The organism is Caballeronia sp. NK8 (genome assembly GCF_018408855.1).
In the GTDB taxonomy this organism is placed as follows: Bacteria; Pseudomonadota; Gammaproteobacteria; order Burkholderiales; family Burkholderiaceae; genus Caballeronia.
Window position 1 is genome coordinate 181,233 of the sequence record NZ_AP024326.1, and the last position, 21,532, is coordinate 202,764.

Annotated in this window: 21 protein-coding genes and 2 pseudogenes; 10 read left to right on the forward strand and 13 right to left on the reverse strand. The window is 60.0% G+C overall.

The window, feature by feature from the left end:
* Positions 1-22: 22 nt before the first annotated feature.
* Positions 23-982 carry a universal stress protein gene (locus NK8_RS33605; protein WP_213233766.1) on the forward strand — a complete coding sequence of 320 codons (960 nt, stop codon included), beginning with the start codon at positions 23-25 and terminating at the stop codon, positions 980-982.
* 396 nt (positions 983-1,378) lie between these two features.
* On the opposite strand, the gene NK8_RS33610 is transcribed toward NK8_RS33605, so the two are convergent.
* Positions 1,379-1,936, reverse strand: a complete 558-nt coding sequence (locus NK8_RS33610) for a universal stress protein (protein ID WP_225936598.1) — start codon at positions 1,934-1,936, stop codon at positions 1,379-1,381.
* Between NK8_RS33610 and NK8_RS43065 the strand changes: the two genes are divergently transcribed.
* On the forward strand, positions 1,928-2,143 hold the full coding sequence (locus NK8_RS43065) for a hypothetical protein (RefSeq protein WP_225936599.1): 216 nt from the start codon (positions 1,928-1,930) through the stop codon (positions 2,141-2,143). The two genes, NK8_RS33610 and NK8_RS43065, sit on opposite strands and share 9 nt — an antisense overlap.
* Here NK8_RS43065 and NK8_RS33615 read toward each other — a convergent pair.
* Entirely contained in the window at positions 2,137-2,394 is a 258-nt protein-coding gene (locus tag NK8_RS33615; RefSeq protein ID WP_213233767.1) for a universal stress protein, read from the reverse strand. The two genes, NK8_RS43065 and NK8_RS33615, sit on opposite strands and share 7 nt — an antisense overlap.
* A gap of 1,275 nt (positions 2,395-3,669) precedes the next feature.
* Here NK8_RS33615 and NK8_RS33620 point away from each other — a divergent pair.
* Complete coding sequence (locus NK8_RS33620; RefSeq protein WP_213233768.1) at positions 3,670-3,864, forward strand: hypothetical protein; 195 nt, start codon at positions 3,670-3,672, stop codon at positions 3,862-3,864.
* Positions 3,865-4,331: 467 nt separating this feature from the next.
* Here NK8_RS33620 and NK8_RS33625 read toward each other — a convergent pair whose 3' ends face one another.
* Both NK8_RS33625 and NK8_RS33630 read right to left on the reverse strand, forming a co-directional pair.
* Positions 4,332-5,048: a hypothetical protein gene (locus NK8_RS33625; protein ID WP_213233769.1), complete on the reverse strand. Its 717-nt coding sequence runs from the start codon at positions 5,046-5,048 to the stop codon at positions 4,332-4,334.
* 144 nt (positions 5,049-5,192) lie between these two features.
* Positions 5,193-6,344 (reverse strand): hypothetical protein, encoded by a 1,152-nt coding sequence (locus tag NK8_RS33630; protein WP_213233770.1) that lies wholly within the window; start codon positions 6,342-6,344, stop codon positions 5,193-5,195.
* A gap of 811 nt (positions 6,345-7,155) precedes the next feature.
* Here NK8_RS33630 and adhP point away from each other — a divergent pair.
* Both adhP and NK8_RS43070 read left to right on the forward strand, forming a co-directional pair.
* Positions 7,156-8,178, forward strand: a complete 1,023-nt coding sequence (adhP, locus tag NK8_RS33635) for an alcohol dehydrogenase AdhP (protein WP_213233771.1) — start codon at positions 7,156-7,158, stop codon at positions 8,176-8,178.
* A 295-nt stretch (positions 8,179-8,473) separates the two neighbouring features.
* Positions 8,474-8,662 (forward strand): annotated as a pseudogene (locus NK8_RS43070) (trehalase-like domain-containing protein); the annotation flags it as partial.
* 65 nt (positions 8,663-8,727) lie between these two features.
* On the opposite strand, the gene NK8_RS33640 reads toward NK8_RS43070, so the two are convergent.
* The 4 genes and pseudogenes from NK8_RS33640 to NK8_RS33655 all read right to left on the reverse strand — a co-directional run bounded on the left by NK8_RS33640 (position 8,728) and on the right by NK8_RS33655 (position 11,580).
* A complete protein-coding gene (locus tag NK8_RS33640) occupies positions 8,728-9,060 on the reverse strand; it encodes a universal stress protein (protein WP_213233772.1) in 333 nt (110 codons plus the stop codon).
* A gap of 27 nt (positions 9,061-9,087) precedes the next feature.
* Positions 9,088-9,417, reverse strand: coding sequence for a hypothetical protein (locus NK8_RS33645; protein WP_213233773.1), 330 nt, complete (start codon positions 9,415-9,417; stop codon positions 9,088-9,090).
* A gap of 184 nt (positions 9,418-9,601) precedes the next feature.
* Positions 9,602-10,737: pseudogene (locus NK8_RS33650) on the reverse strand (IS3 family transposase); the annotation flags it as partial.
* Positions 10,738-10,752: 15 nt separating this feature from the next.
* Positions 10,753-11,580 carry a PAS domain S-box protein gene (locus NK8_RS33655; RefSeq protein ID WP_225936600.1) on the reverse strand — a complete coding sequence of 276 codons (828 nt, stop codon included), beginning with the start codon at positions 11,578-11,580 and terminating at the stop codon, positions 10,753-10,755.
* Positions 11,581-11,857: 277 nt separating this feature from the next.
* Between NK8_RS33655 and NK8_RS33660 the strand changes: the two genes are divergently transcribed.
* Together NK8_RS33660 and NK8_RS33665 are read left to right on the forward strand one after the other, a co-directional pair.
* Positions 11,858-12,097, forward strand: a complete 240-nt coding sequence (locus tag NK8_RS33660; RefSeq protein ID WP_213233775.1) for a UDP-glucose 4-epimerase — start codon at positions 11,858-11,860, stop codon at positions 12,095-12,097.
* A 446-nt stretch (positions 12,098-12,543) separates the two neighbouring features.
* Positions 12,544-13,233 (forward strand): universal stress protein, encoded by a 690-nt coding sequence (locus NK8_RS33665; RefSeq protein WP_213233776.1) that lies wholly within the window; start codon positions 12,544-12,546, stop codon positions 13,231-13,233.
* A gap of 297 nt (positions 13,234-13,530) precedes the next feature.
* On the opposite strand, the gene NK8_RS33670 is transcribed toward NK8_RS33665, so the two are convergent.
* The 3 genes from NK8_RS33670 to NK8_RS33680 all read right to left on the reverse strand — a co-directional run bounded on the left by NK8_RS33670 (position 13,531) and on the right by NK8_RS33680 (position 15,914).
* Positions 13,531-14,532 carry a cobalamin-dependent protein gene (locus NK8_RS33670; RefSeq protein WP_213233777.1) on the reverse strand — a complete coding sequence of 334 codons (1,002 nt, stop codon included), beginning with the start codon at positions 14,530-14,532 and terminating at the stop codon, positions 13,531-13,533.
* Between the two features lie 215 nt (positions 14,533-14,747).
* On the reverse strand, positions 14,748-15,056 hold the full coding sequence (locus tag NK8_RS33675; RefSeq protein ID WP_213233778.1) for a DUF4148 domain-containing protein: 309 nt from the start codon (positions 15,054-15,056) through the stop codon (positions 14,748-14,750).
* Between the two features lie 267 nt (positions 15,057-15,323).
* The gene (locus NK8_RS33680) at positions 15,324-15,914 is read right to left on the reverse strand and encodes a YSC84-related protein (protein WP_213233779.1); all 591 of its coding nucleotides are present in this window, start codon (positions 15,912-15,914) and stop codon (positions 15,324-15,326) included.
* A gap of 507 nt (positions 15,915-16,421) precedes the next feature.
* Between NK8_RS33680 and NK8_RS33685 the strand changes: the two genes are divergently transcribed.
* Positions 16,422-17,600, forward strand: coding sequence for a porin (locus NK8_RS33685; RefSeq protein WP_213233780.1), 1,179 nt, complete (start codon positions 16,422-16,424; stop codon positions 17,598-17,600).
* A gap of 887 nt (positions 17,601-18,487) precedes the next feature.
* On the opposite strand, the gene NK8_RS33690 is transcribed toward NK8_RS33685, so the two are convergent.
* Positions 18,488-18,733, reverse strand: a complete 246-nt coding sequence (locus NK8_RS33690) for a hypothetical protein (protein WP_213233781.1) — start codon at positions 18,731-18,733, stop codon at positions 18,488-18,490.
* A gap of 81 nt (positions 18,734-18,814) precedes the next feature.
* On the reverse strand, positions 18,815-19,195 hold the full coding sequence (locus NK8_RS33695) for a response regulator (RefSeq protein ID WP_213233782.1): 381 nt from the start codon (positions 19,193-19,195) through the stop codon (positions 18,815-18,817).
* A gap of 1,402 nt (positions 19,196-20,597) precedes the next feature.
* On the opposite strand from NK8_RS33695, the gene NK8_RS33700 reads away from it, so the two are divergent.
* Together NK8_RS33700 and NK8_RS33705 are read left to right on the forward strand one after the other, a co-directional pair.
* Positions 20,598-21,053, forward strand: a complete 456-nt coding sequence (locus tag NK8_RS33700; protein WP_213233784.1) for an antitoxin Xre-like helix-turn-helix domain-containing protein — start codon at positions 20,598-20,600, stop codon at positions 21,051-21,053.
* On the forward strand, positions 21,050-21,520 hold the full coding sequence (locus NK8_RS33705; protein WP_213233998.1) for an RES family NAD+ phosphorylase: 471 nt from the start codon (positions 21,050-21,052) through the stop codon (positions 21,518-21,520). Before NK8_RS33700 ends, NK8_RS33705 begins: the two co-directional genes overlap by 4 nt.
* Positions 21,521-21,532 lie beyond the last annotated feature (12 nt).

Consider the following 21,532-nt stretch of genomic DNA (forward strand, 5'->3'; position numbering starts at 1 on the left):
CGACACGCCGGGAGGATGAGCCATGGAATCAACCAAGGACACGTCGCCGCAACACGGCGGCTTCAGGCGCATCGTTCTTTGCCTCGATTCTTTCGAAGCATCTCGATGCGCCGGTGCGTTCGCGCGGCGATTGGCGAGGCCCAGTTCCGAACTCACGATAGCCGCCCTGGCGCTCGACTCGCACTCCCTTGCATCGCGTGCAGTTCTCTCCGGTCTGGATGCCGACGATGGGCGTGAAGAACTGCTGAAAGGAGCGGAACGCGCGATCGTCGAGTCTAGGACTATGCTCGCGAACTGGGCCGCGATCATGCGAACTCGGGTGATCGATCTCACGAAGGAGGGCGACGGTGCTGCGGACGCTGTCGTCACAGAGGCCCATGACGCTTGCGCGGATCTCCTGATTCTGGGCATCCGGCAACATCACGGCCTGGTTAGGTGGTTCGACCCGTCGGTGGCGGGCAGACTAAGCCAACTCGCACCGTGCGCCGTGATCGTCGTGCCAGCCAGATATGACCGTGCGCGCGATATCACCTTGCAGCGGATTCTGTTTGCCGTGGACGGGAGCGTAACGTCGCTGGCAGCGGTGGACATTGGAGCGAGGCTCGCCACCGCCGATACGCAGATACGGGTGATCCATGTCGTAGACCGTGCAATGTCTCACAGCGGATCCGTGGCGGGGAAACCGATCGAGGACACGTTCGTCAAGGAAGGCGCGCGGGCGATCGAGGCCGCGGCCGGGAAACTCGGACCGCCGCGTAACGTCACGCCTTCGCTGGTCTCGACTGATCAGATCAGCACCGAGACCAGCGAAGACGACATAGCCAGCGCCATATTGCGCGAAGCAGAACGCTGGAATGCGGACCTCATCGTGATGGGAACGCACGGCCGGCGCGGTGACGCACGGGCCTATCTTGGCAGCGTTCCGAATCGGGTGGCGAGTCTAATCGAGATTCCTTTGATGCTGGTTCGAGAGCAAGTATAACGGGAGGGCCGGGGCGTTATCCGGCAATTCGCTTGGCGACCAAAAAGTCATGCATCCGTTTTGCCGAGTTTGCGCGTACCGGCTGCCACGGTACGAATGCTCGTCCTCGCAACAGCGTCCGAGCCCGCTCGAAAGGCAAATCCTTCAATCGAAATCAATCGAAAATCGGGATGTGCATCGTAATCTAAACCTTCGATGCAACTTTTTGGTAGTTGACGCGATGGGTGAGATTTTGGGAATAGCTGGTTTTGCGGTACTGGTCGTCATCGTTGCTGCAATTGGGTCGTGCAATACACGATCTGGAAAAACGTGGATTGAAGCACGAAAGGCCCGTATGGCAACATCAGTACACGGCTGAGCTACGCGACCTGTCTTTCGACATCGCTTCGCAGCCGTTCAATGCGATAGCAGAACGGGAAGCGTGGACATCTCATGGAGTGTGCGGGTCACGCCGCCGAGCACGATCTCCAGCCCGCGCGAATGCGCATAGGCGCCCGCGACCAGCATGTTCGCGTGGACACTGTTCGCTCTGTCCGTTAACGTCATCCCTGTGTTTTCGCCGTGAATGCGAGGCGTCGACGAAAAGCTCGCGCGCACGCCCTGGCGATCCAGATAAGCGGAGATCTCGATGCCCGCCGGTGCTTCTTCGTTTCGACGCCGCTCGACGGTCATGATCTCGACGAAGCGCGCGAGATGCAAGAGGGGCAGGGCGTCGGCCACGGCACGCGCGGCCTCGCGGCTGTCGTCCCATGCGATGACCACGTTCTCGCCGATCGTCCTGATGTCGCCGGCACGCGGCACGAGCAGCACCGGCCGCCCAACGCCCATCACGACGTCCTCGACAAAGTGGCGGGCGACGAATGCTGCCGGATCGTCGGGATCGTCCTGTCCGAGCACGATCACATCGGCGTGACGGCCATGCAGCGTGGCGGCATCGAGCAGGTGGTGAACCACGTCCTGGCAGACCAGATAGAGCCCGATGACGTGAGCATAGAAACGGCGCGCTATTTCCGACGCGAATTGCGTTCGCTTTTCGCAACGCCAGCTGTTGTCCAGATGGACGAGAATGATTTTGCAGTTTATGACGTCAGCTCCTTGGAAGACTTGCTGCTGTGCTCGACGGCATGCGCAGGGGTGCCGCTCGCGGATGAACGTCAGTGAGACATCAGCACCGGCACGGTCATCGACGCAAGGAAGGTCCGGGTGGAGCCACCGAGCACGAGCTCATGCCAGCGCGCATGTCCATAGCCGCCCATGACCACGAGATCGGCATGAAGACTTGCGGCCCACGAAAGCAGCAGTTTGCCCGCGGACACGTCCGGCGCAAGGTCTTCTGACGAGACTTCGGCTTCGATGCCGTGCCGGGCGATGCAGGCTGCGATATCCGGGCCAGGGATGCGGTCGTCGCGCACTTCGCCTCGGACGTAGCGATGCTGAGGATCAAGACCTGTCCGGCTGCCTTGAGAAGCGGGAGCGCGTCGTGCACGGTGCGGGTGGCTTCACGGCTGCCGTCCCAGGCGATCATCGGATGGTTCCCGACCTGGGAAGAATCCTGTGTACGGGAGGAGCACGACCGGCCGCCCCGAGTAGAGAATGACGGTCTCGGGAAAATGATCCCCGATGTAAGACCGTAAGACTCAGGATGGGTCGGATCGTCCTGGCTCACGATCACGAGATCCGCGCAGCGGGCAAAATGCGGCACCGTATGGTTGGCCCACTCCCGCGCTTCGATGGCGTGATGATTTTGGTTTTGGGCAGTTTGGCCGCCTTGGCCGACCAATCCACGCGAATATGCGTTACTAACGCATTTGCTCGCGACTCATTGCCGCCGCCTCGGCTACTTGATGCCACTCGGGGACGCCTCCCTGAGTAGCTTTATGCGTTGGACTACCGCCCGCGGCCTCGTCCGCGCCCTCGCGAGTAAAACTCGTACAAGCAGCGGTATGAGTTTTCGAAGCGCGGCCGCCCGGCCAGGGGGGCCGCCCAGCGGGTCCGCTACCTGGAGGATTTTTAGGTTAGAGCCTCAATATGCGGCGACCTGCCACATTAGAGCGGCCATGCTTTTTATAAGCTTCTAGGCAGAGCATCGCCCTGACCGAATGGTGCTCTCACTTTGGAGTGGAATCATGTTTGCGCATATTCTTTTCTTTCTGCTCGTTCTCTGCTTCTGGCTGTTGCGCTCGATCTTCCTCAACACCATACAGACGCTAGACTAAAAATCCGCTTGCGATCTACGCTGGACAACTCACGCACAGATATCGAACCTCAGGGCAGCGCCCACCCGAAGTCGACGCGCGAGTGATCGCCGCGGCGGCCGCGTACAACCAACCGAATTTGGGCGCTTTCTTTGGAGCAAATCATGTCTGCCCTTGCTTTTTTCCTTCTGCTCGCCCTCTGCCTCTGGCTGTTGCCAGTCATCGTGGCCGCCTCATCTACTCACCCCCGCGCCACTGAGTTAGAACGCCAGCTTCGGCACCGATGAAAGCGGCGGTTCGCGAGCGGCCTCCCCAAACGACGCCGGGCGCAAGCGCCTATTCAGACGTTGCGGGCCCATTTATCTGACGCCAGATTTATCGAGTAGAGCCTCCATATGCGTCATTCGACCACGCACGGTCCGCGCCCCTGTTTCCTAGTCTTGAATCAGACGGACTGCCGACGCAGCCCATAGCAACAGATGGAGAACTGAGATGTATGCAATCAACTACGGCCAGACTGACACAAGCGGGTCAACATGGTTGACCGCGCAAGGCTCGAAAGTCCTTCCACCCGCGCCACCGTCTGATAACACCATGCTCTACATAGCCTTGGGTGGTGGCGGTGTGGCGTACACCCTGCTCGTGGTCTGCTTCATCCGGGTGCTGCACGCTTTAACCGTTTTTTGAGACTGATACGAGCAGCACCAAGAGCGTCTACTCCCCTGCTGTGCAAAGAAGTAGCTCGGTCCAAAACGACGCGGCCCGCCAAGCATTTTGACGTTGCGTGCCGTTTGGTCGTAAGCGTGAGCATTAGGATGTCGAATTGAGAGTTGTTTACAAGTGACGGTCGAACGTAGCTGCGTAGCGGCGATTGATATCAATCAGTGAGTCTGCATCGGGGTGATGGAACGCGCAATCACGATGACCGGCGCACGGCCTGTAAGTCAGCCAGTCTCCGCCTTGGCCTGCTGTTGCCGCGAACAATTAATTGGCAACAGGCCGGTCACGTCTGCATCGAAGGCACGCCGCGGCAGCTCGGTGATTAAGTGCAGCACGTAGTCGTACGGATCGACGCAAGGCCGGCACGTCTGCGCAAATGATGTCTCGGTCGTCTCGCGAATAGATCAGCCAACGTGGATGCTTTCTCTTAACGACTAGGTGTCGCCTTCACCGTCAGAATCACTCGTGCTCCCCAGGGCTAATACGCCAAAATTGTCCAGAAGGATGTGCAGGCTGAGAAGCAGAACCCAAAACGGGAAAACTAGCACGATCCAGTCTATGTGCCGCCCTGCAAAGAACAATGCGAAGGCGGAAGCGTATCCGGTTATTGCGATCCAGCGCGAAACAAAGCCGGTGCGAAGAGCAAGCGTGCAGGTGGCAATCGTGAATACTGCCGCCATACGGACTGCGTAGACATTCATGATTTCGTAGGCAACCGCTCGCGCGACCGTGAATGTCGCTGAACCGGAAAGTCGGTCGATTTCGATGCCATACGCGGTCACGATTCCCCCGACGAAAGCGGCGGCGACGAACAAGGTTGCCAAAAACAGGAGGCCGCTTCCCATGAACACTGTGGCAAAGAAGCGATCCTCGCGTTTTCCGAGGCGGTCTCGCAGCACGCCAATGAACCAGAGAAATGCGATACCAGCGAACGGCACCAGATTGACCGAAAGAGACACGGTACCTGAACTCTCTCGAAGCCACGCGCTCGCTTCTATCGGAAGAACGGGAACGGAGTGCCGCAGCAGCAGAAGGCTGATAATCAGTAAAACAGAAAATATGATGCCGGCGACAGCGGCAGCGCGCGGGGCTCTGAGACGCGAATCTACGTCGATTCGCTGGTGTCCCGAGTTGTTTGCCGATGGATCCATGTTCACCTTCCTTCGTACCCGGCGCAGACTGCGCGGCTACGTGGTTCGTGCTGCGCGACGCGGCGTTCAACTGAAAGTATTACGCCGGGGCCGAATAGCGAACGCAAGATCCGGCCGTCGCGCGTTCGGGTCAGCAGGAATGCCTTACCACGCGTATCCCATCTTGAACAGCAAGGCCTTGTTGCCGTCCTTTCCGAGTGCGCCCTCCAGGTTGGCGACAATACCCTGATCGGGCTTGAGAATGTACTGCAAGCCCGCGCCCAAGTTTGGGAAACGATTTGCGGAACTCGAGCAGCCGCCCCGACTCGCACCATACAGGCACGCCATTCCGGCAAACAGCGTCGCTGTCCACCGTTCAGCCAGACGATGGCGCTCCTCGACTTCCACGGAAGACATGTATTTGCCTAAATACTCGCCCATGGTGTAGCCGCGCAACACGACAGGAGCGAAGGCGGCGGGCGGAGCGTCAACTGTCCACTGATTGCTTTGGCGCAACGCGAACACACTACCGCTCCCGTGGCTCCAGAAGCGCCGGTAGTCGGCCCGATAAACGTTGAAATTATTGCTTCCCTCTAGGCTCTGCCGATAGGCGATGCTGTTCACGTTGAAGTACCACCCGCGTTTTGGCGCGTCCACGATGTCCCGGGAATCATGGTTGATCACTAGACCCACACCGCCGGCCTTGAAGCCTGTCAGGCCAAGGGTGCTGAGCAGGTCATCGTCCAGCGCCGTCTGGCCCACGATCTGGTAGTTCGTGAAAATTGTCTGTGCACCGATGAACCAGTCGCCCTTAATGCGGTACAGATACCGTCCCACCAGAACACGCAGGTGGTCTTCGGAGTTCAACGGCTTACCCGTACCGAGGAAGTTGTCGTAGTCGTTCTTGACTATTCCGCCAGCGGCAAGGAAAGTAACTCGATGTCGGTCTCCATCGAAGGAAGTCCGGGCGAAGATTGCCCCGACCAGGGAATTCGTCGACGTGTACTGCCCACTCACGCCAAAGAGCGATACCTGCGACTGCGGATCGAACTTTCGCACGTATCCGGCGAGGACGCCAAACGAGGTGCCTAGTTTGGGATTATTCGAGAACGTCGGCAGCAGCAACCAAGGCGAACTCGCTTTGGTAGGTTTTGGCGCTTTGGGTGCGTCCTGCGCGTCTATCGACTGGTCGTCTGCCCAGACCGAACTGCCGCCGGTTGCGGCAAGGAGGCAGATCGTCAGCTGAACGCGCAGTGCGGCGGCGCGGAGGCTGGACGACACCGAGGTGGGACCAGCAGAACTTCGCGCGATCGACATGGCAGGCCTCTCCAATTTCTCGAACGTGTCGCCCACCCGAATGCCAAGTCCGTCGACTCGACCGCCAATCCCGCCTCCTTACCACCCTTGCTGCGACCTTTGCCGGGAACGTTCTTGCCCGATGGACCGAACTCTCCACTGGTTGCCGAGATTGTTCTCGACGTCGCCGCTCAGTTGCGTCGGCTCCCGATCCCCTCGGAGTGCGGATCTGGCAGCCGCCATCCCGTGTGCGTTGAAAGACGCCGCCATCGTGCCCAGCATAGGGGTCACTTATATTCCAGGCAAGCGCATTGCCAGTATGGGCGTTGTCCACGACACCCTTTCTCATGCCAGCATGATGAAAAAGGGATGAACGCGGTACGAGGCGCAGTGTAGGAGCGAGCCGCGCCGATATGTCGACCGAAGCGCTGCGGGACGCCTATACTGTCAAGGCAATCAGTAATACTGGGGGTGAGCGTATCTCCAGTGTCCTTACGCATGCTACACGGCAATACCTGGTTGCTACTGTCTTTGGATTGACGACAGTGGCCCTTGTCCTGTCCGGACCATGACGCTCGTTTCGGCCCGCATCGTGATTGGGATCCCGTCATGTACCGACGGAAACTCCGCCGATTGCCGGGCATCGGATGCCGGCCGTTCGCGCTTTCGCGATCGCGGCACGCGCCAACGAAATTTTAATTACGCACAGCGTCCAGGAAAATTCAGAAGTGCAGACCGGGGAAAATCCGCCATTTGCGTTGGATGCAAATCTGCGGCAATCCAGTAGCTAGCTCAATCGTTTCGGTCCTTATTCCATTGAATGGAGGTTGCAATGTCCGAGCGGATGAAAGCCGCAGTTGTACACGAATTTGGAAAACCACTGGTCATCGAGGAAGTCGACGTTCCTGATGTCCCCCCTGGCCGGGTGCTCGTGAAAGTTGCTGCTTGCGGGGTTTGTCATACTGACCTGCATGCCGCCGAGGGCGATTGGCCGGTGAAGCCAAGCGTCCCTTTCATTCCGGGTCACGAAGGCGTCGGCTATGTTGCCAAGTTGGGGGCCGGTGTCAGTATGCTCAAGGAGGGTGACCGCATCGGCGTACCTTGGCTCCATACTGCCTGCGGTCATTGTGAGCACTGTATCACCGGCTGGGAAACGCTTTGCGACAAGCAGCAAATGACTGGTTACACCGTCAACGGCGGATACGCGGATTACGTGCTTGCCGACCCTGCGTACGTGGGACTTCTGCCTGACAACCTCGAATTCGCGGCGGCGGCGCCCATTCTGTGTGCCGGCGTCACCGTCTACAAGGGCCTTAAAGTTCTAGATTGCAAACCGGGAGACTGGGTGGCCATCTCAGGGATCGGCGGCCTGGGTCACATGGCCGTACAATATGCCAAAGCGATGGGTTTTCACGTCGTCGCCGTCGACATCGCAGATGACAAACTCGCGCTCGCGTCCAGTCTTGGCGCCGACATGACGATTAATGCCGCCACGCAGGACGCAGTTGCTACAGTACAAAAGAATATACGCGGCGCGCACGGCGTGTTGATCACCGCCGTTTCCAGAACCGCCTTCGCACAGGCCGTTGGCATGCTGCACAAGCGCGGCACGATGTCCTTGGTCGGCTTACCGCCAGGAAGCTTCGATCTGCCGATTTTCGATGTCGTCCTTAACGCAAAAACCGTGCGAGGTTCCATCGTCGGCACCCGAAAGGACTTGCAGGAATGTCTCGCCTTCGCCGGTGAGGGAAAAGCTAAAGCGCATTTTTCAACAGATCGCCTTGAGAATATCAATCAGATCTTCAGTGCGATGAAGGAAGGAAAGATAGACGGGCGGGTCGTCATGCAAATGTAGAGTTAGGTATCGTCGCCGAAGGAGGGATTTTATCGTACCGAGTAGCACTTGAAGAGCTCGTGACTCGAACGTTGCCTACACCGTCGGGGCCCGTAGCGAAACTCGTTGCAAAGGTCGCAGACGGGATTGACGGCAAATGAACACGACGTGGTCGTTAGAAGCAGCTGGCACTAGAACAAGAAGCAACCATGTCAGTAACACGACGCGCTCGATCTTAACCATCTCTGGCCACACGCAGCGCGGTTCAAAAAATTCCGGAATGTTGTCGACGAAGAATCTGATCGAAGATTAAGCCTTGCTTGGAAACTGCCGGAGTGCGGCGTTAGTGTCCAGGGATGGCTCGATTGACTGGCTTTGCTTTCCCCGCTTCGATGCTTCAGCCTGCTTTGCGGCGCTAGTAAGTGCGCCTGAGAATGGGCACTGGAAGATTGTGCCTGACGAGCCAATTGGGAGTTCTTCGCGGGCTTACATCGATGGCACGATCGACTCCTTGGAAGACTTGCTGCTGCGCTCGACGGCGTGCGCAGGGGCGCCGCTCGCGGATGAAAGTCAGTGAGACATCAGCACGGGCACGGTCATCGACGATAGGAAAGTCCGGGTGGCGCCGCCGAGCACGAGTTCCTGCCAGCGCGCATGTCCATAGCCGCCCATGACCACGAGATCGGCATGAAGATCCGTGGCCCGCGAAAGCAGCAGTTCGCCCGCGGACACGTCCGGCGCAATGTCTTCTGACGAGACTGCGGCTTTGATGCCGTGCCGGGCGATGCAGGCTGCGATGTCCGCGCCGGGGATGCGGCCACCGCCCGTTTCGCCTCGGGACGTATCGACGCTCACGATCGAGACCTGCCCGGCTGCCTTGAGAAGCGGGAGCGCGTCGTGCAAGGCGCGAGTGGCTTCGCGGCTACCGTCTCAGGCGATCATCGGATGTTTGCCGACCTGGGCGAAGAATCCCGTGTACGGGAGAAGCAAGACCGGCCGCCCCGAGGAGAGAATGACGGTCTCGGGAAAATGATCTCCAACGTAAGACTCGGGATCGGTCGGATCGTCCTGGCTCACGATCACGAGATCCGCGCAACGCGCAAAATGCGGCACCGCATGGCTGGCCCACTTCCGCGTTTCGATCCATTCGCCCGATAGGCCGGCGCGCTTGATCTCCGTATGAAAGATCCGCTCGATCGCGCCGCGCTGCTCGTGCCGTATGGCCGCGCGCTGCTCGTAATACTCGGCGGTGCCCGCCATGACTGAGATTGACCCGCTCCAACGGACAGATTTGCAGTTAAAGATTTGTCGTCGTCCGGCCTCCGTTAAGCGTTGAGTCGCGGGTTGTCCACGGACGGGCAGCGGGTCGCTTCTCACGACCACGACGCTGCCCGTCGGTGGGCAACCCGCAGGGTGATACGGTTTTTCTCTTGGCGCTCAGGTTTTCGAATTCGAGCGGCGAACAATAGCCGATGCTGCTATGCAGGCGGCGTACGTTGTACCAGCCTTCCAAGAAGGAGAAGATGCGCCTGCGGGTTTGTTCATGGGTCGCGAAGTGTTCGCGCGACAGGAGTTCTGCTTCGAGTGTCCCAAAGAAGGATTCGCACATCGCATTGTCGTACGCGTCGCCGGCTGTACCCATCGAGGGCTGCACGCCGGCTTCGCGGCAGCGTCGCCCAAAGGCAATGGATGTGTATTGGGCTCCCTGGTCGGAATGTAAAATCACGCCCTCATGACGTCGCTGCTGGAGGGCCATGTCGAGCGCGCGCAACATCAGTTCGGTGTACAAGTGGCTCGACATCGCCCAGCCGACGATGCGCCGGCTGAAGACATCAAGCACCACAGCCAGATAGAGAAAGCCTTCTGTCGTCGGAATGTAGGTGGCATCTGCGACCCACAGTATGTTGGGCCCTTCAGCATTGAAGTGCCGGCGCACGAGGTCCGGCGCACGCCGTGCCCCCGCACGCTGGCGCGTTGTACGCGGCCAGCGCCGTCGACTTGCTCCCCGTAGGTCCGCGATGCGCATCAGGCGCGCGACTCGTTTGCGTCCCACGTGCACTCCCTCGCGCGCAAGTTGCGCATGGATGCGCGGCACTCCGTACGTACCTCGCGAACTCGCATGCAGCGTACGAATGCGCGTCAGTAGCTGAGCATCGCTACGTGACCGCCTTGATGGCTCCCTCACCAGCCACGCGTAGTAACCGCTGGTCGAGACTCCCAGCAGCCGCGCCATCGTGGCAATGGGCCAACGGGCCTGGTTTGCTCTCATGAATCCGTATCCTTCGAGGACACGGCTCCTGTCTCGCGGGCGAACCAGGCCGCGGCGTGAGAGAGAATGTCGCGCTCCGTCTTTAATTGCCGATTCTCGCGGCGCAAACGGGTGAGCTCTTGGCGCTCAGCCGTGGTCAACCCCTCCTGACGCGCGCCGGCGTCAATATCCGCCTGCGCCACCCAGTTGATTATCGTCTGCACACTAGGCTCGAACTCTCGCGCAAGCTCCTCGGGTGTTCGCCCCGCCTTCACCAGCTCGACTATGTGAGCCCGGAACTCCGCCGGGTACGGTGCTCGATGCTTGCCCATTTTGACACCCCCTTTTCAAAAGGATAGGTGTCCGTTGTGGCGGGTCAATCTCAGACGTTGAGGGCACGCCGGTTGGGTTCGAAGACAGCAAAATGCCCGATGACATACGCGTCGAAGCGTGGCCAACTGCAACGCGGATTCCAGTCTGGGGTGCGCCCGGACACTGGTAACCAGGTGGACGAGAACGGTTGGACGCAGCAAGCGACGCGGTTGACTCAGGTCAATGGCGCGGCCCTTTCCCAGCACGCTCGCGTCCGCCTGCGATATCGATGCCTCGATCGGGAATTCCTCGCCGTCGGCGCGCAGGCCGTACAACACGCGCTGTGGACCCATCCGTCGCTCCGACACGCGGGTTTGTTCGAAATGCCGCACCTGATCGTCGTGCGCCGCACGGTAACGCACCGGGATGAAGCGAGACAGCGGGCCGCCAATCGCGTCGCGCGCGGCGCACCCGAACACGCGTTCGGCCGTCGGATTGACCTTGACGATGCGCTGCGTCGCATCGATCGTGATAATGGCGTCCGTCGTTGACCGGAGGATGCTGTCGAGCTGCCCGTAGCTCATCGTCGCCTGAACGACGCTCGCGTGCGCGGCGCGGTGAGTCGCAAGGAGAAGGATCAGACTCGTGAGCAGCAGCACGCTCGTTGAAGCGCCCAAGAACAGCCACGCACGAGCCAACGTGCCGACTGGGCACATCGCGGACAGGTAGTGGATGCCGACCCACCAGAGGGCGAAGAGTGCCGCTCCTGCCGGAACTGCTTGTGCGATCGCACCGCGAGGCAGGACTCGTCGAGCGGGCGACCCAGTCTTTGGCGTAGCACTGTGGCGCTCGATTCTGCTCATGTATGCCTTCGACGTACGACCGATGTCCCGGGTCGCGCACAAGCGTGACGGGAGAGTGACCGAGTCGCGTGAATCGCAATGATTCGTCATCGCATGGAAGTAAGTCTGCCTGTCGTCGCGCGCACGGCCATTGAGCTAAATCAAACGGAGTACGTCGCACCCCCGGCGATGCGATCCGTTTACCTGGCTCAAGCCCACGCAGTGCGTCGCCTATAAAGTCGACGTGTCACTCACACATCTTTGCAACGAAACCTGGATCGATCAACGGAGAATCGACATGTCGCTCACGGGATCAATAGCCGGCGCCAACTGGACCGTCGCCTGCAATACGGAGCGGACGCAGCAAGGCGTCGAGTGTTCGATCAGCGTCGAGCACCGCGGCGTGGAAGGAGCAAGCTTCATGCACCGGTTCAGGCAGACGCATTCCTTCGACAATGAACCCGAGGCGGTACTCGCCGGTCTGCGCGAAGGCATGACTTGGATACGCCTCAAGGCCGCGCACACGATCGACGTCTAGCCGGTAACGACCGAAGCTTCATGAATTGCCTCGCACCGGATCGATCCCGTGCTGGCACGCGCGCTCCCCGAACGCTTCGGCAGCGACAACAAGGTGAGCTACCTCGGACGACAGCGACGCACGGCCTCCCGCCAACATTCGGCTTTGTCAAGGGCACCTTTCGCTAAGTTTCGGGCTGCGTCTCATGGCGGCCGCCATTTCATTCCATCGCGGGTAGAGAGGATCCTATGAGCAACACGTCAACTCACTGTAACTAATGCGCGGCGTTCGGGCGAGTCATGCTATGCGTCGATTCGACGGACGACTGGACGGAAGCGGCCGCTCTCACCGTCTCGCTGGCCGACGTGGACACGAAGGTACGCATTGTCGGATTGCTGAAGAATGGGCGCGCGATGATTCCACACGCACCGCTCGCGTTCTTTAACGCGATCGCGGCGCATGTGCGATTGCAGCGCGGCGTCGAGGCGAGTATAGACAGGGCGCGGGGGTTCCTCCAGAGCGCAGGCATCGACGTGAATACCTTTGTCGCCGACCTGTTCGAGAGCGGCGGAGACGCGGCTCACGCGCTTACGCGGGCGGCGCAGACGTGGCGCGCCGATCTCATGATGCTAGCCGCACGCCGCCACATGGGCATCCTGCAATGGACCGAGCGGACGACCCGGGATGCGGCGGACATGGCGCACTGTTCGATGCAGGTGCTGCCCGCGCCTCCCGCCCGGTTCGAGACCGCCAGACCCTGCCGATTGCTGTGTGCCGTGGACGGCAGTCCCGTTTCGCTGGCATCCTTGCGAGCAGGGCTCAAGATCGCCGGGCCGGGCGCACAGGTGCAAGCGATCTACGTCATCGATCGTTCGGCTCGCGCGACTGACGCCGCGTCGACGACGTCGCTTCAAGAGGCATTCTTCGAAGAAGGACAGTCTGCTTTGGCGAAGGCCCGCACGGTCTTCTCAGAAACCTGGTGTGCACAGGATTTCGCGTTCGATGCTGCGCTTGTACGAACCGATGAAACGGGTGACGATGTCGCGCATGCGATCGTGCATGGAGCCGCGCGCTGGAACGCCGATGCAATTCTCATGGGCAAAGAGAGGTCGCGCGCTGGATACTCGGGACTGTGTCCGGACGCGTGGCCCAACTGACAGAAGTACCGCTCTTGCTGGCGCGTCGCCCCCGGTCCGAGTCTGGTCCGAAAACCTGAGCACTCCGGTGCGAAGCGATTGCGCTTGACTCATGTCAAGCAGCCTCCTGGAGAACACATTTAAAGTGACCTCGTGCCTTTAGGACCGGCTGCAAGCTTTCGCGCTGTCCCGGAAGCTCGGCACGCGTGATTCTCTTCGGTCGCGTGATCGCCGCGCACAGGTTGCGGCCTTCGTTCGGCAGAGCGCTTTTTTGCTCGACACGCGCCAGCTGAACTGTGACTCGCCCGATATTGCCGATCATGGCATGGGCAGTTGCCGCCAGTTCGAAACGGTCTCATCTACCATGGTCAAACTTATGACCGGATGCACGCGGTCCTCAAACTTGCGGCGCAGCGCCGGGCTGCTTCCACCGACCCAAATGTGCACGTGCGGCGGCAGCAGATTGCGCAGATCGGTCAAGCCGTTCGCGACGGACTGCGTGGGCAGCGTCGCGGTGAAGGAGAGCGCGACGATATCGACCCGATGCGCCGCCACGGCGCCGACGATATCATGCAGCGGCGTCTGCAGCCCCAGCTGGATGCACTCACATTCGGAGAGCATGAACATCGCCTCGGCCATCAGGATGCCAAGACCGTGGCCCTCGCCGGACAGCGTCGTGAGCAGCACGCGGGGACGGCCGCCGCGCCCGCGAAGCGCATCAGACAGAGGGCGCATCAGCGTGCGCAACGTGGTCTGGAGCGCCTCGCTGAACAGATGCTCGTGGTACACCTGCAGGGTGCCTGCGGCCCAGGCGTTTCCGACCCGTGCCGACAGCGGCGCCGCCACGTCCAGCACGAAACGCTCGAGACCGTCGCGCGCGGCGCGCTTCAACAGTTCAAAGCGAAACTCTTCATAGGCACTCGCGCGCAGTAATGAAATCAGACGATCGAGTTCGGCGTCCGGCACGTCCTGCCCGATCCCGGAAGTCTCGGCGAGCTGCTGAAGCGCTTCGAGCGACTGTGCGAGGACCTTACTCGGACGATGACCTGCGTCGAGCAGACGCGTGACGAGCCGCAGCTTCGACACCTGCTCCTGTGGATATAGCCGCTCGCCGCTGGGAGCGCGCATCGGCTGCGGAAAGCCGTAGCGGCGTTCCCAAACGCGCAAGGTGTCCCTCGTTACACCGATTTCTTGCGCGATCGCCCCGATACCGATTCCTGTCACGGCCGCCGGCGGAGCGCGCTCTAAGGTAGGATTTGACTCGGGGGCGCCGTTAGCGACCGGGTCTGGCTCTAAAACGCGCTCTGTCGAATTTGTCATATCCCGGTCGATCGAAATGTCATAGAAATGAGAGACGAGCTTTTCCGAAGGCAGCTTTTATCATAGACAAAATCAAGGCTTTTGCGGCGCGCGGGGGCTGAGTCGCCAGTGGGAAATAGCAGGCCGCGAGTCGTGCGCAACATCGCGCGTCGCGCTGAAACGCCGAGCTCGCTTGCTCTGCACTCGGAGGAGGAGCGTAGTGGGTCCGGGGCCTTTCACCTTGGAGATGCCTTGCACTCGGTTTCGAACCAATGGTCAACCAGACGCTGAGCGGCGTGCAGATCTGCTGGGTAGTTTGGGTCGTCGTGCCATGGCGACGGGTTGTAGCCCGCTTTACTCAGGGCCGAAAGCTCGCTTCGGTGCTGCGACCTCGTCTTAGGTGCGTTGCTTTTGGTTGCGGCAAGGTCACGGCACTCCGTTTCGCTCAGGTGTCGTTTGCTTTGTGGCGCGCTGATGGCGGGATATCCGGTCAGCAGGAGCGCGAACGTAGCAAGCGCCGAGCAGGTTTTCGTGACATTTTCCATAGCGCATCTCCATGCGTCCGAGTGCGCAACGCAAGCGGGGAAATGCCGCCGGTCGCGTGCGTCTTCCGCGTATATTTTGCCTTATCCGGAGAGACGACCTCTGGCATCTTCTATACGATCGCTGGCAACTTCTCGAAGAAGAGGGGTTTCCCCGGATCTGCCAAATCGGTCGAGTGCGCGCTGAATGAGGAGGCACATAGCGTCCTTCGGGTGAGGCCGAAAGGTCGCCCTTGCAGCTACGCTATGGCGCCCGATCCTCGGCGCCGCTCATTCCGTCAGGCGTGACACCTTTGTGCCCTCAAGCGAGGCGTCCGCCATCAGGCCGGCGTTGGTCAGTACGAACGCCTGTACTGGCTTACTGGCGGTGGTTGTGTCGATCGTACCGTTCGCACCCATCCTGACGAGCGCCACGGATGCATCTGCGCCGGCCGACCAGCCATTCGAATTACGAAATTTGTTGAGTGCGTCCTGTGTCATAAACAGGAAGATCAGCGCTTTCGACTGCGCCCCGGCCTGTAGGCCGAACGAGCCCGAGGTCGTGCTGTAGTACCCGACGGTTTGGCCCCCCGCGCGCAGCGCGCCTTTCCCATACTGCGCGCCGACAACAAAGCCAGCCTGAATAACTGACGGGAAAACGAGCACGCCGCTCGCCTTAGCGACTAGCTCGCGCGAGCCGCCTACGGTGGCGTAGAGACGCTGAAGGGCGCTATCGACGTCTGCGTCGATCGACCGGTGCAGGTCAGCCGCGCCCGCGGCCTGCTCGGTTCCAGCGTTTCTGTTAGTCGTGCAGCCGGCTACTGCGAGGGCTGCCAATGCCAGGATGGCGGCGGAGTTGCACAAGAAGTTTCGTCTTTGCATCGATGTTCTCCAACGCGGAATAAAGAATCCCATAGAGCACGAGCGAACTGCAAGCGAAGTTATAACACAGCGCAGCAGTCAGTAGACGGTCGACTCTGCTCGGCCGTCTGAACACCACTGTCGCGAACACGCGGACGAAAAAAACCCGCCGAAGCGGGTGAACCACCGTGGAGATCTACTTCCCGCTCAATTTCAGTGGCGCAGAGGAAGGTTAGCTCGTAATCGGAAAAGCGCAAGGCGAAGAGCGTATCGCTGGCGTTGGAATGCTCGTTCGGGATCGTAGGATGCCGAACGAACACCCATGTTGCGTTCGTCGCAAAACGGCAACTCCATGCAACGTGGCCGCGCGTGTTGCTACCGAGCGACAAACTCTACGACGCGATAGATTCGGATACCAAATTGGCATTATCGTCGTATGGCGACAGCAACTTCTCCGCAGAGAGGACGTCGCGGTACGGGGTGGCGTGAAGCGTTTAACGAAAACGGCCCACAATTCTGGAGTAGCGAATGAAGAAAACTCTTATAGCCGGTGCTGCGCTGGCCACCCTGGCCGGGTCGGCGCAGGCGCAAAGCAATGTCACACTTTACGGCCTCATCGACGCAGGTCTCACTTACACGAACAGCCAGATCACCGGCACCGGAGCAGGTGGTCACAGCAACTGGCAGATGACGAGTGGAGGCGTACAGTACAGTCGTTGGGGGCTGCGCGGAGCGGAAGATCTCGGCGGCGGGTTGCAGGCGATTTTCACTCTGGAGAACGGCTTCAATCTGAACAACGGACAGTTGTCGTCTGCCAATCGCATCTTCAACCGCTTGGCCTACGTCGGAGTTTCCAGTCGCGATTTTGGCTCGCTCACCTTGGGACGTCAAACCGACGGCATGGTTGACTTCGTAGGGCCGCTCTCGTTGACCGGCACACAGTATGGCGGCACCCACTTTGCACATCCGTTCGACGTCGACAATTTGAACGACTCGTTCCAGATCAACAATTCTGTCAAGTATCAGAGCCCGAATTTTGCCGGCTTCAGGATCGGGGCCCTGTATGGCTTCTCGAACCAGGCCGGTGGCTTCGCGAACAACCGTGCGTACAGTGTCGGCATGTCGTACATGTGGGGACCGTTGAACTTTGGCGCCGGGTATTTGCACCTGAACAACTCGGCCGGCACCCCGGCACAACTCAACACGAACGGGGCAGTCACCGATACGCTTGGGACCTCACTATCAGGTCTTCTAACTCCTACCGCAGTACCATTAGGTGCGCTCGCTAGTCGACAGCAAACGTGGGGCGGAGGCGTGAACTATGCGGTCGGCCCCTTGGTTGCAGGCTTCGTATATACGCAAACGAACCTGACGGAACTGTTCCTGACCGGCTTCAACACGCACTTTCAGAACTATGAAGGAAACATTCGGTTCGCTTTGACACCAGCCGTTATGCTGGCGGCGGCCTACACTTACTCACGGGCCGGAGGCAACGCCGGGAGCGGTGCTCCGCACTGGAATCAGGTGAGCGCGCTCGCGAACTACGCCTTCTCAAAACGCACGGACGTCTATATCCAAAGCACCTATCAAAGCGTGAGCGCGAGGGCCGGCAACCCGCTGGGAGTCGCCTGGATCAACGGTGTGAATTCACCGGCATCGACATCGAATCAGATTGAGGCCACCATCGGTTTGCGTCACCGCTTCTGATTCATTGGCACCCACGCGGGAGGATCGCGCTATCAGCGATTCGGGACCTGCCGACTCGAGTCCGCCGTGACCGCTGAAGCGCTTCTCCTCCCGCGAAGCGGGCCCGCCTTCGGTGCCGCGCTCGGCTCCGCCGAAGGCGCAGTGATCCGGGAACCGGACGAACAATGCGGACACGGTCCGCCGGAGGAGGCCGTACAATAGAGAGACGTAGCTCGGGGCCTTGCGGTAGCGTAAGGATCGGACGTTGCATGCGTCGCTAGTCTGGAAATGCACAAAAGAGATGGCCATGTCTTGCAGAAAGGCAGGAGTGCTATCAATGGTAACGTCGACTTGTGTGATCGGCAGCAATGGCACCTTTGCCGGGATGAGTGCTCCGCGTCCTCGCTCAGAGGAGACTGTTCTTCAGCGCACACGGGGCGCTGCTCGGCATTTTGGACACAAGCAAATCTCCGCCTGTGCTTGACCCGCTCCCCTCACCAATTCTTATCGATTGGAGTGGCGCTCCAGACGTTCGAAGGAGCAGGCAGCTCTACACGAACCGGTTCTCGGATGCGAAGGGGACTCCCCAGGGCCAGGCCACATTTAGTCCCAGTCAGCAAGGGACGTACACGGTCACTCTGGCTGCACAGGCGCGATGCACATCGGTTATGACAGCGGCGCTGTACTCGACTTTCAGATGGTGCCTGGAGACAGTCCGGAAACGCTCAAACCCATTGTCAGCGCCGAGAGCGTGCCATCGATTCCGAGTACCCCATGCGACGTGCGGTCGGGCTGCGCCATTGGCGTACAGGTAAGGCTAGAGGGACAGTAGACGCGCGAACGGGAACGCGATCGCGGCCGATGAGGACGACGAGATTGGAAGTGCCGTCATGAGAACGGGCGTCGTCTCACGCGGTAGCGGCGCCGCCACCCTTCTCCGCGATAAAGCGAACAACGGAAGCCTGAGGCGATGTCGCGGCGTTCAGCCGAAAAGTCGCTTCGAGGCTTGGATGGTTCGGAATGGGATGCAGCGCGCTTTGCAGAATCGGCATGTCAGCACGACGGCCAGCAGTTCGGCTTCGCGGCGGGTGCGCCTCGGCGTCGAACTCGAATATCGCTGCTCGTCCGTCGAAAAATTCGATTGCACTGTCCATCGGCGCGCCACAATCGCCTGTGGAGCTCTGTAAGCCCGATTGCACGCCAATGGACGTCATCATGCTTCCGTTCACATAACTCTAGGCCTGGAGCACAGTCCTCGCGTCTTGGCTAGAGCGAGCGTCGTCGATGACCTTCATGAGCGCCTCCAACGAGAACGGCTTCTGCAGACAGACATCGTAGAGCTGAGCAGTTTCTCTCTGACTGTCTGCGTCTCCCGTCATTGAAACGAGAAAAATCCCGGAGGGAATCGGTGTTTCCCTCAGCGAACGCGCGACAGTGCTGCCAGTGATGTCGGGGAGGCCCTCGTCAAGGAAAGCGATTCCAAAAGCGCCGGTGCGAAGGAGCGTGAGGGCAGTCCGGCCGTCGTAGCCCACGTAAGCACAGTGACCATTGCAATCCAATAAAAAGGCAAGACTGTCCGCGACGGACTCATCGTCGTCAATGACGAGCACATTCATTCAAATTTCCTATTACGAGAAGTTCGTGGGCTCGGCCAAGAATTTCGTTATGTAATAGATTATTGAGTGGCGCGGCCTTTTGCGATTGTACTGACGCAAGGTCGATATGGCAGTGTAGCGGCCGATGAAAGCCTTTTGTATGGGTCATGGGGTCGCCAGTATGCGTTTAATTTGTGCCGCCTAGTCAGGCGTCCCACTAGCCCCTCCCGAAACAGCTGAGGATGCGCCCGCAATCTCGGGAAGATTCAGTGGGCCGTTGTACTCCCGCAAGCAGCCATTGCTCTCCCGACAACCTGAGCGGCCGACGTGGGTCGTGAGTGTGAGTTCGCCGACGCAGAAGTTGCAGTCCTGCCGCGCGACATCGCCAAGGTCAGCAATCTGCCAGGCTCCTGACGTTAAACGCAACCGGCCTCAATGTCGGCTAGGGCCGATCTAGGGACCGGGCCTCGTGAGTCGATCCCCAAGCTCATCATTCACGCCACGGCGAAATGACGACAGCGGGTCCGCCATATCGGGTTCCCGACAAGTTATCCACAGAAACCGTGGACAACCCTGTTGAAAAGCGAGCCAGGACGACTTCGTCGACGCCCGGCATCAGAGGATGTCGTTCACGTCGCCGAGCGTCAATGGACGCAGGGCGTCGACGGCTGGGTTGGGAGCCCGTGTCGTCGGCGATAGAGCTGCACAGCACTCGACTTGGTTTCTTCTCGTTGTTCGATGAGGCGAACTTCGAAGTGGTGGAGCCGACGAGGAGCATTACCACAAGCCGGATCGGGAGAGCCGTCCGGTGGAGCAGAAGCGCATCCCGCGACTGCAGCCGCTAGCGTCATGATGCTGAAGAGTCTGAGCATCATCGGTCTCCCGTGCAGCACTTGCACCGCATCGTTCGGTCCTGATTCTGAGCGGAGGGGTCGTCGCAAGCGCGCAGGTTTGATCAAGCTGGCACATCACGGTAAACCCGACAACGAATCTGTTCGACTATGGCAGAACACTCGGCGGTTGCGTGCGAGCCAGATGCCGTACGGAAGCGTGAGGACTGCAATCTCACGCTGTACGCCGTATCCCGAGACGTCAGCACGGCCAGATGGCGAGGCGGCGCGGCTGTCCGCTGACGCAAAGCAACCGATCAAATGCCGCGAACGCATATTAAATGCTTTGCAATCAATGTGCGGCAAGCGACGGTGTCGAGCCGAACCCTCGAAATGAGCAGAGTTAGCTTTGAGCGAGGTCAGGCGCCGACATCTTCACGCGCTTGAAGGATGCGGCCGAAGACGTCGTTGAAGGTCTTCCGCGTCGATTGCCCGAGGTTGGCGCAGAAGGGGCTCGGGCAAGGCCCTCTGCGAGTTGCAATGCAGTCGGCAAAACGCCTATAATTGGAGGGCATTTTGCCAAAGGGACGGTCATGACAATAATCGCCTTCACACCGACTGGTACCGGAAACGCACGACAAGCGGAATACGCGCTGCTCGGTGAACTGCTTGACGCGCGCGTCCGGGATGATGCCGATCTCGCTGGACTGGCGCAGGATCGCGTCAACGTCGACGTAATCGATCGACTCGCCGCTCAGGGGCTGAAGGCCGACGAACTGGCTTTCATTATCCCGCGGCGAACACTCACGCATCGTCGGCAGCAACACGAACGCCTGTCGACGGAGGAATCCGATCGAGCCATTCGTTTGGCGCGCATCGTCGCGCAGGCGAACGCCGCTTTCGGCAGTAACGAAAAGGCCTTGGTTTGGTTGCGCGGTCTGCAGAAGCGCTTCGATGGCCTCAGCGCCCTTGGAATGGCTGCAACCGAGCATGGGGCGCGTCTGGTCGAGGACGCGCTCGTACAGATTGACGAGGGATATTTCGCCTGATGGTTCTGTGGAGGATCAGCAACTACGCCGACTTGAAAGGCGTCGGCGGCCTGCGCGCTCCCGGTCGATGGCACTTTGCAGGGCAGCCGGTGGTCTATCTGGCCGAGCACCCCGCCGGTGCTCTGCTCGAGACGCTCGTTCATCAAGAAGTTCGGTCCACCGCCGATTTGCCCGACACATATCGTCTGCTGCGCGTGGCGATCGGTGACCAAGTGACGATTGCCGAATTAAGCGAGAGCGTTTTGCCGGAGAATTGGAGAGAGGACGCGTCCTATACGCAGTCCGCCGGCAGCGAATGGCTTGAGGGCGGATCAACAGCGTTGCTCAAAGTCCCCAGCGCGGTGATGCCTTTTGCCTACAACTACATTCTCAACCCCGTACATGCGGACGTCGTCCATATCAAGATAGAGATGGTGATCGACGTCCGGCATGATCCGCGCATCGTTCGCCTACTGACGCGCCCGTGAGGGGAGGACAGC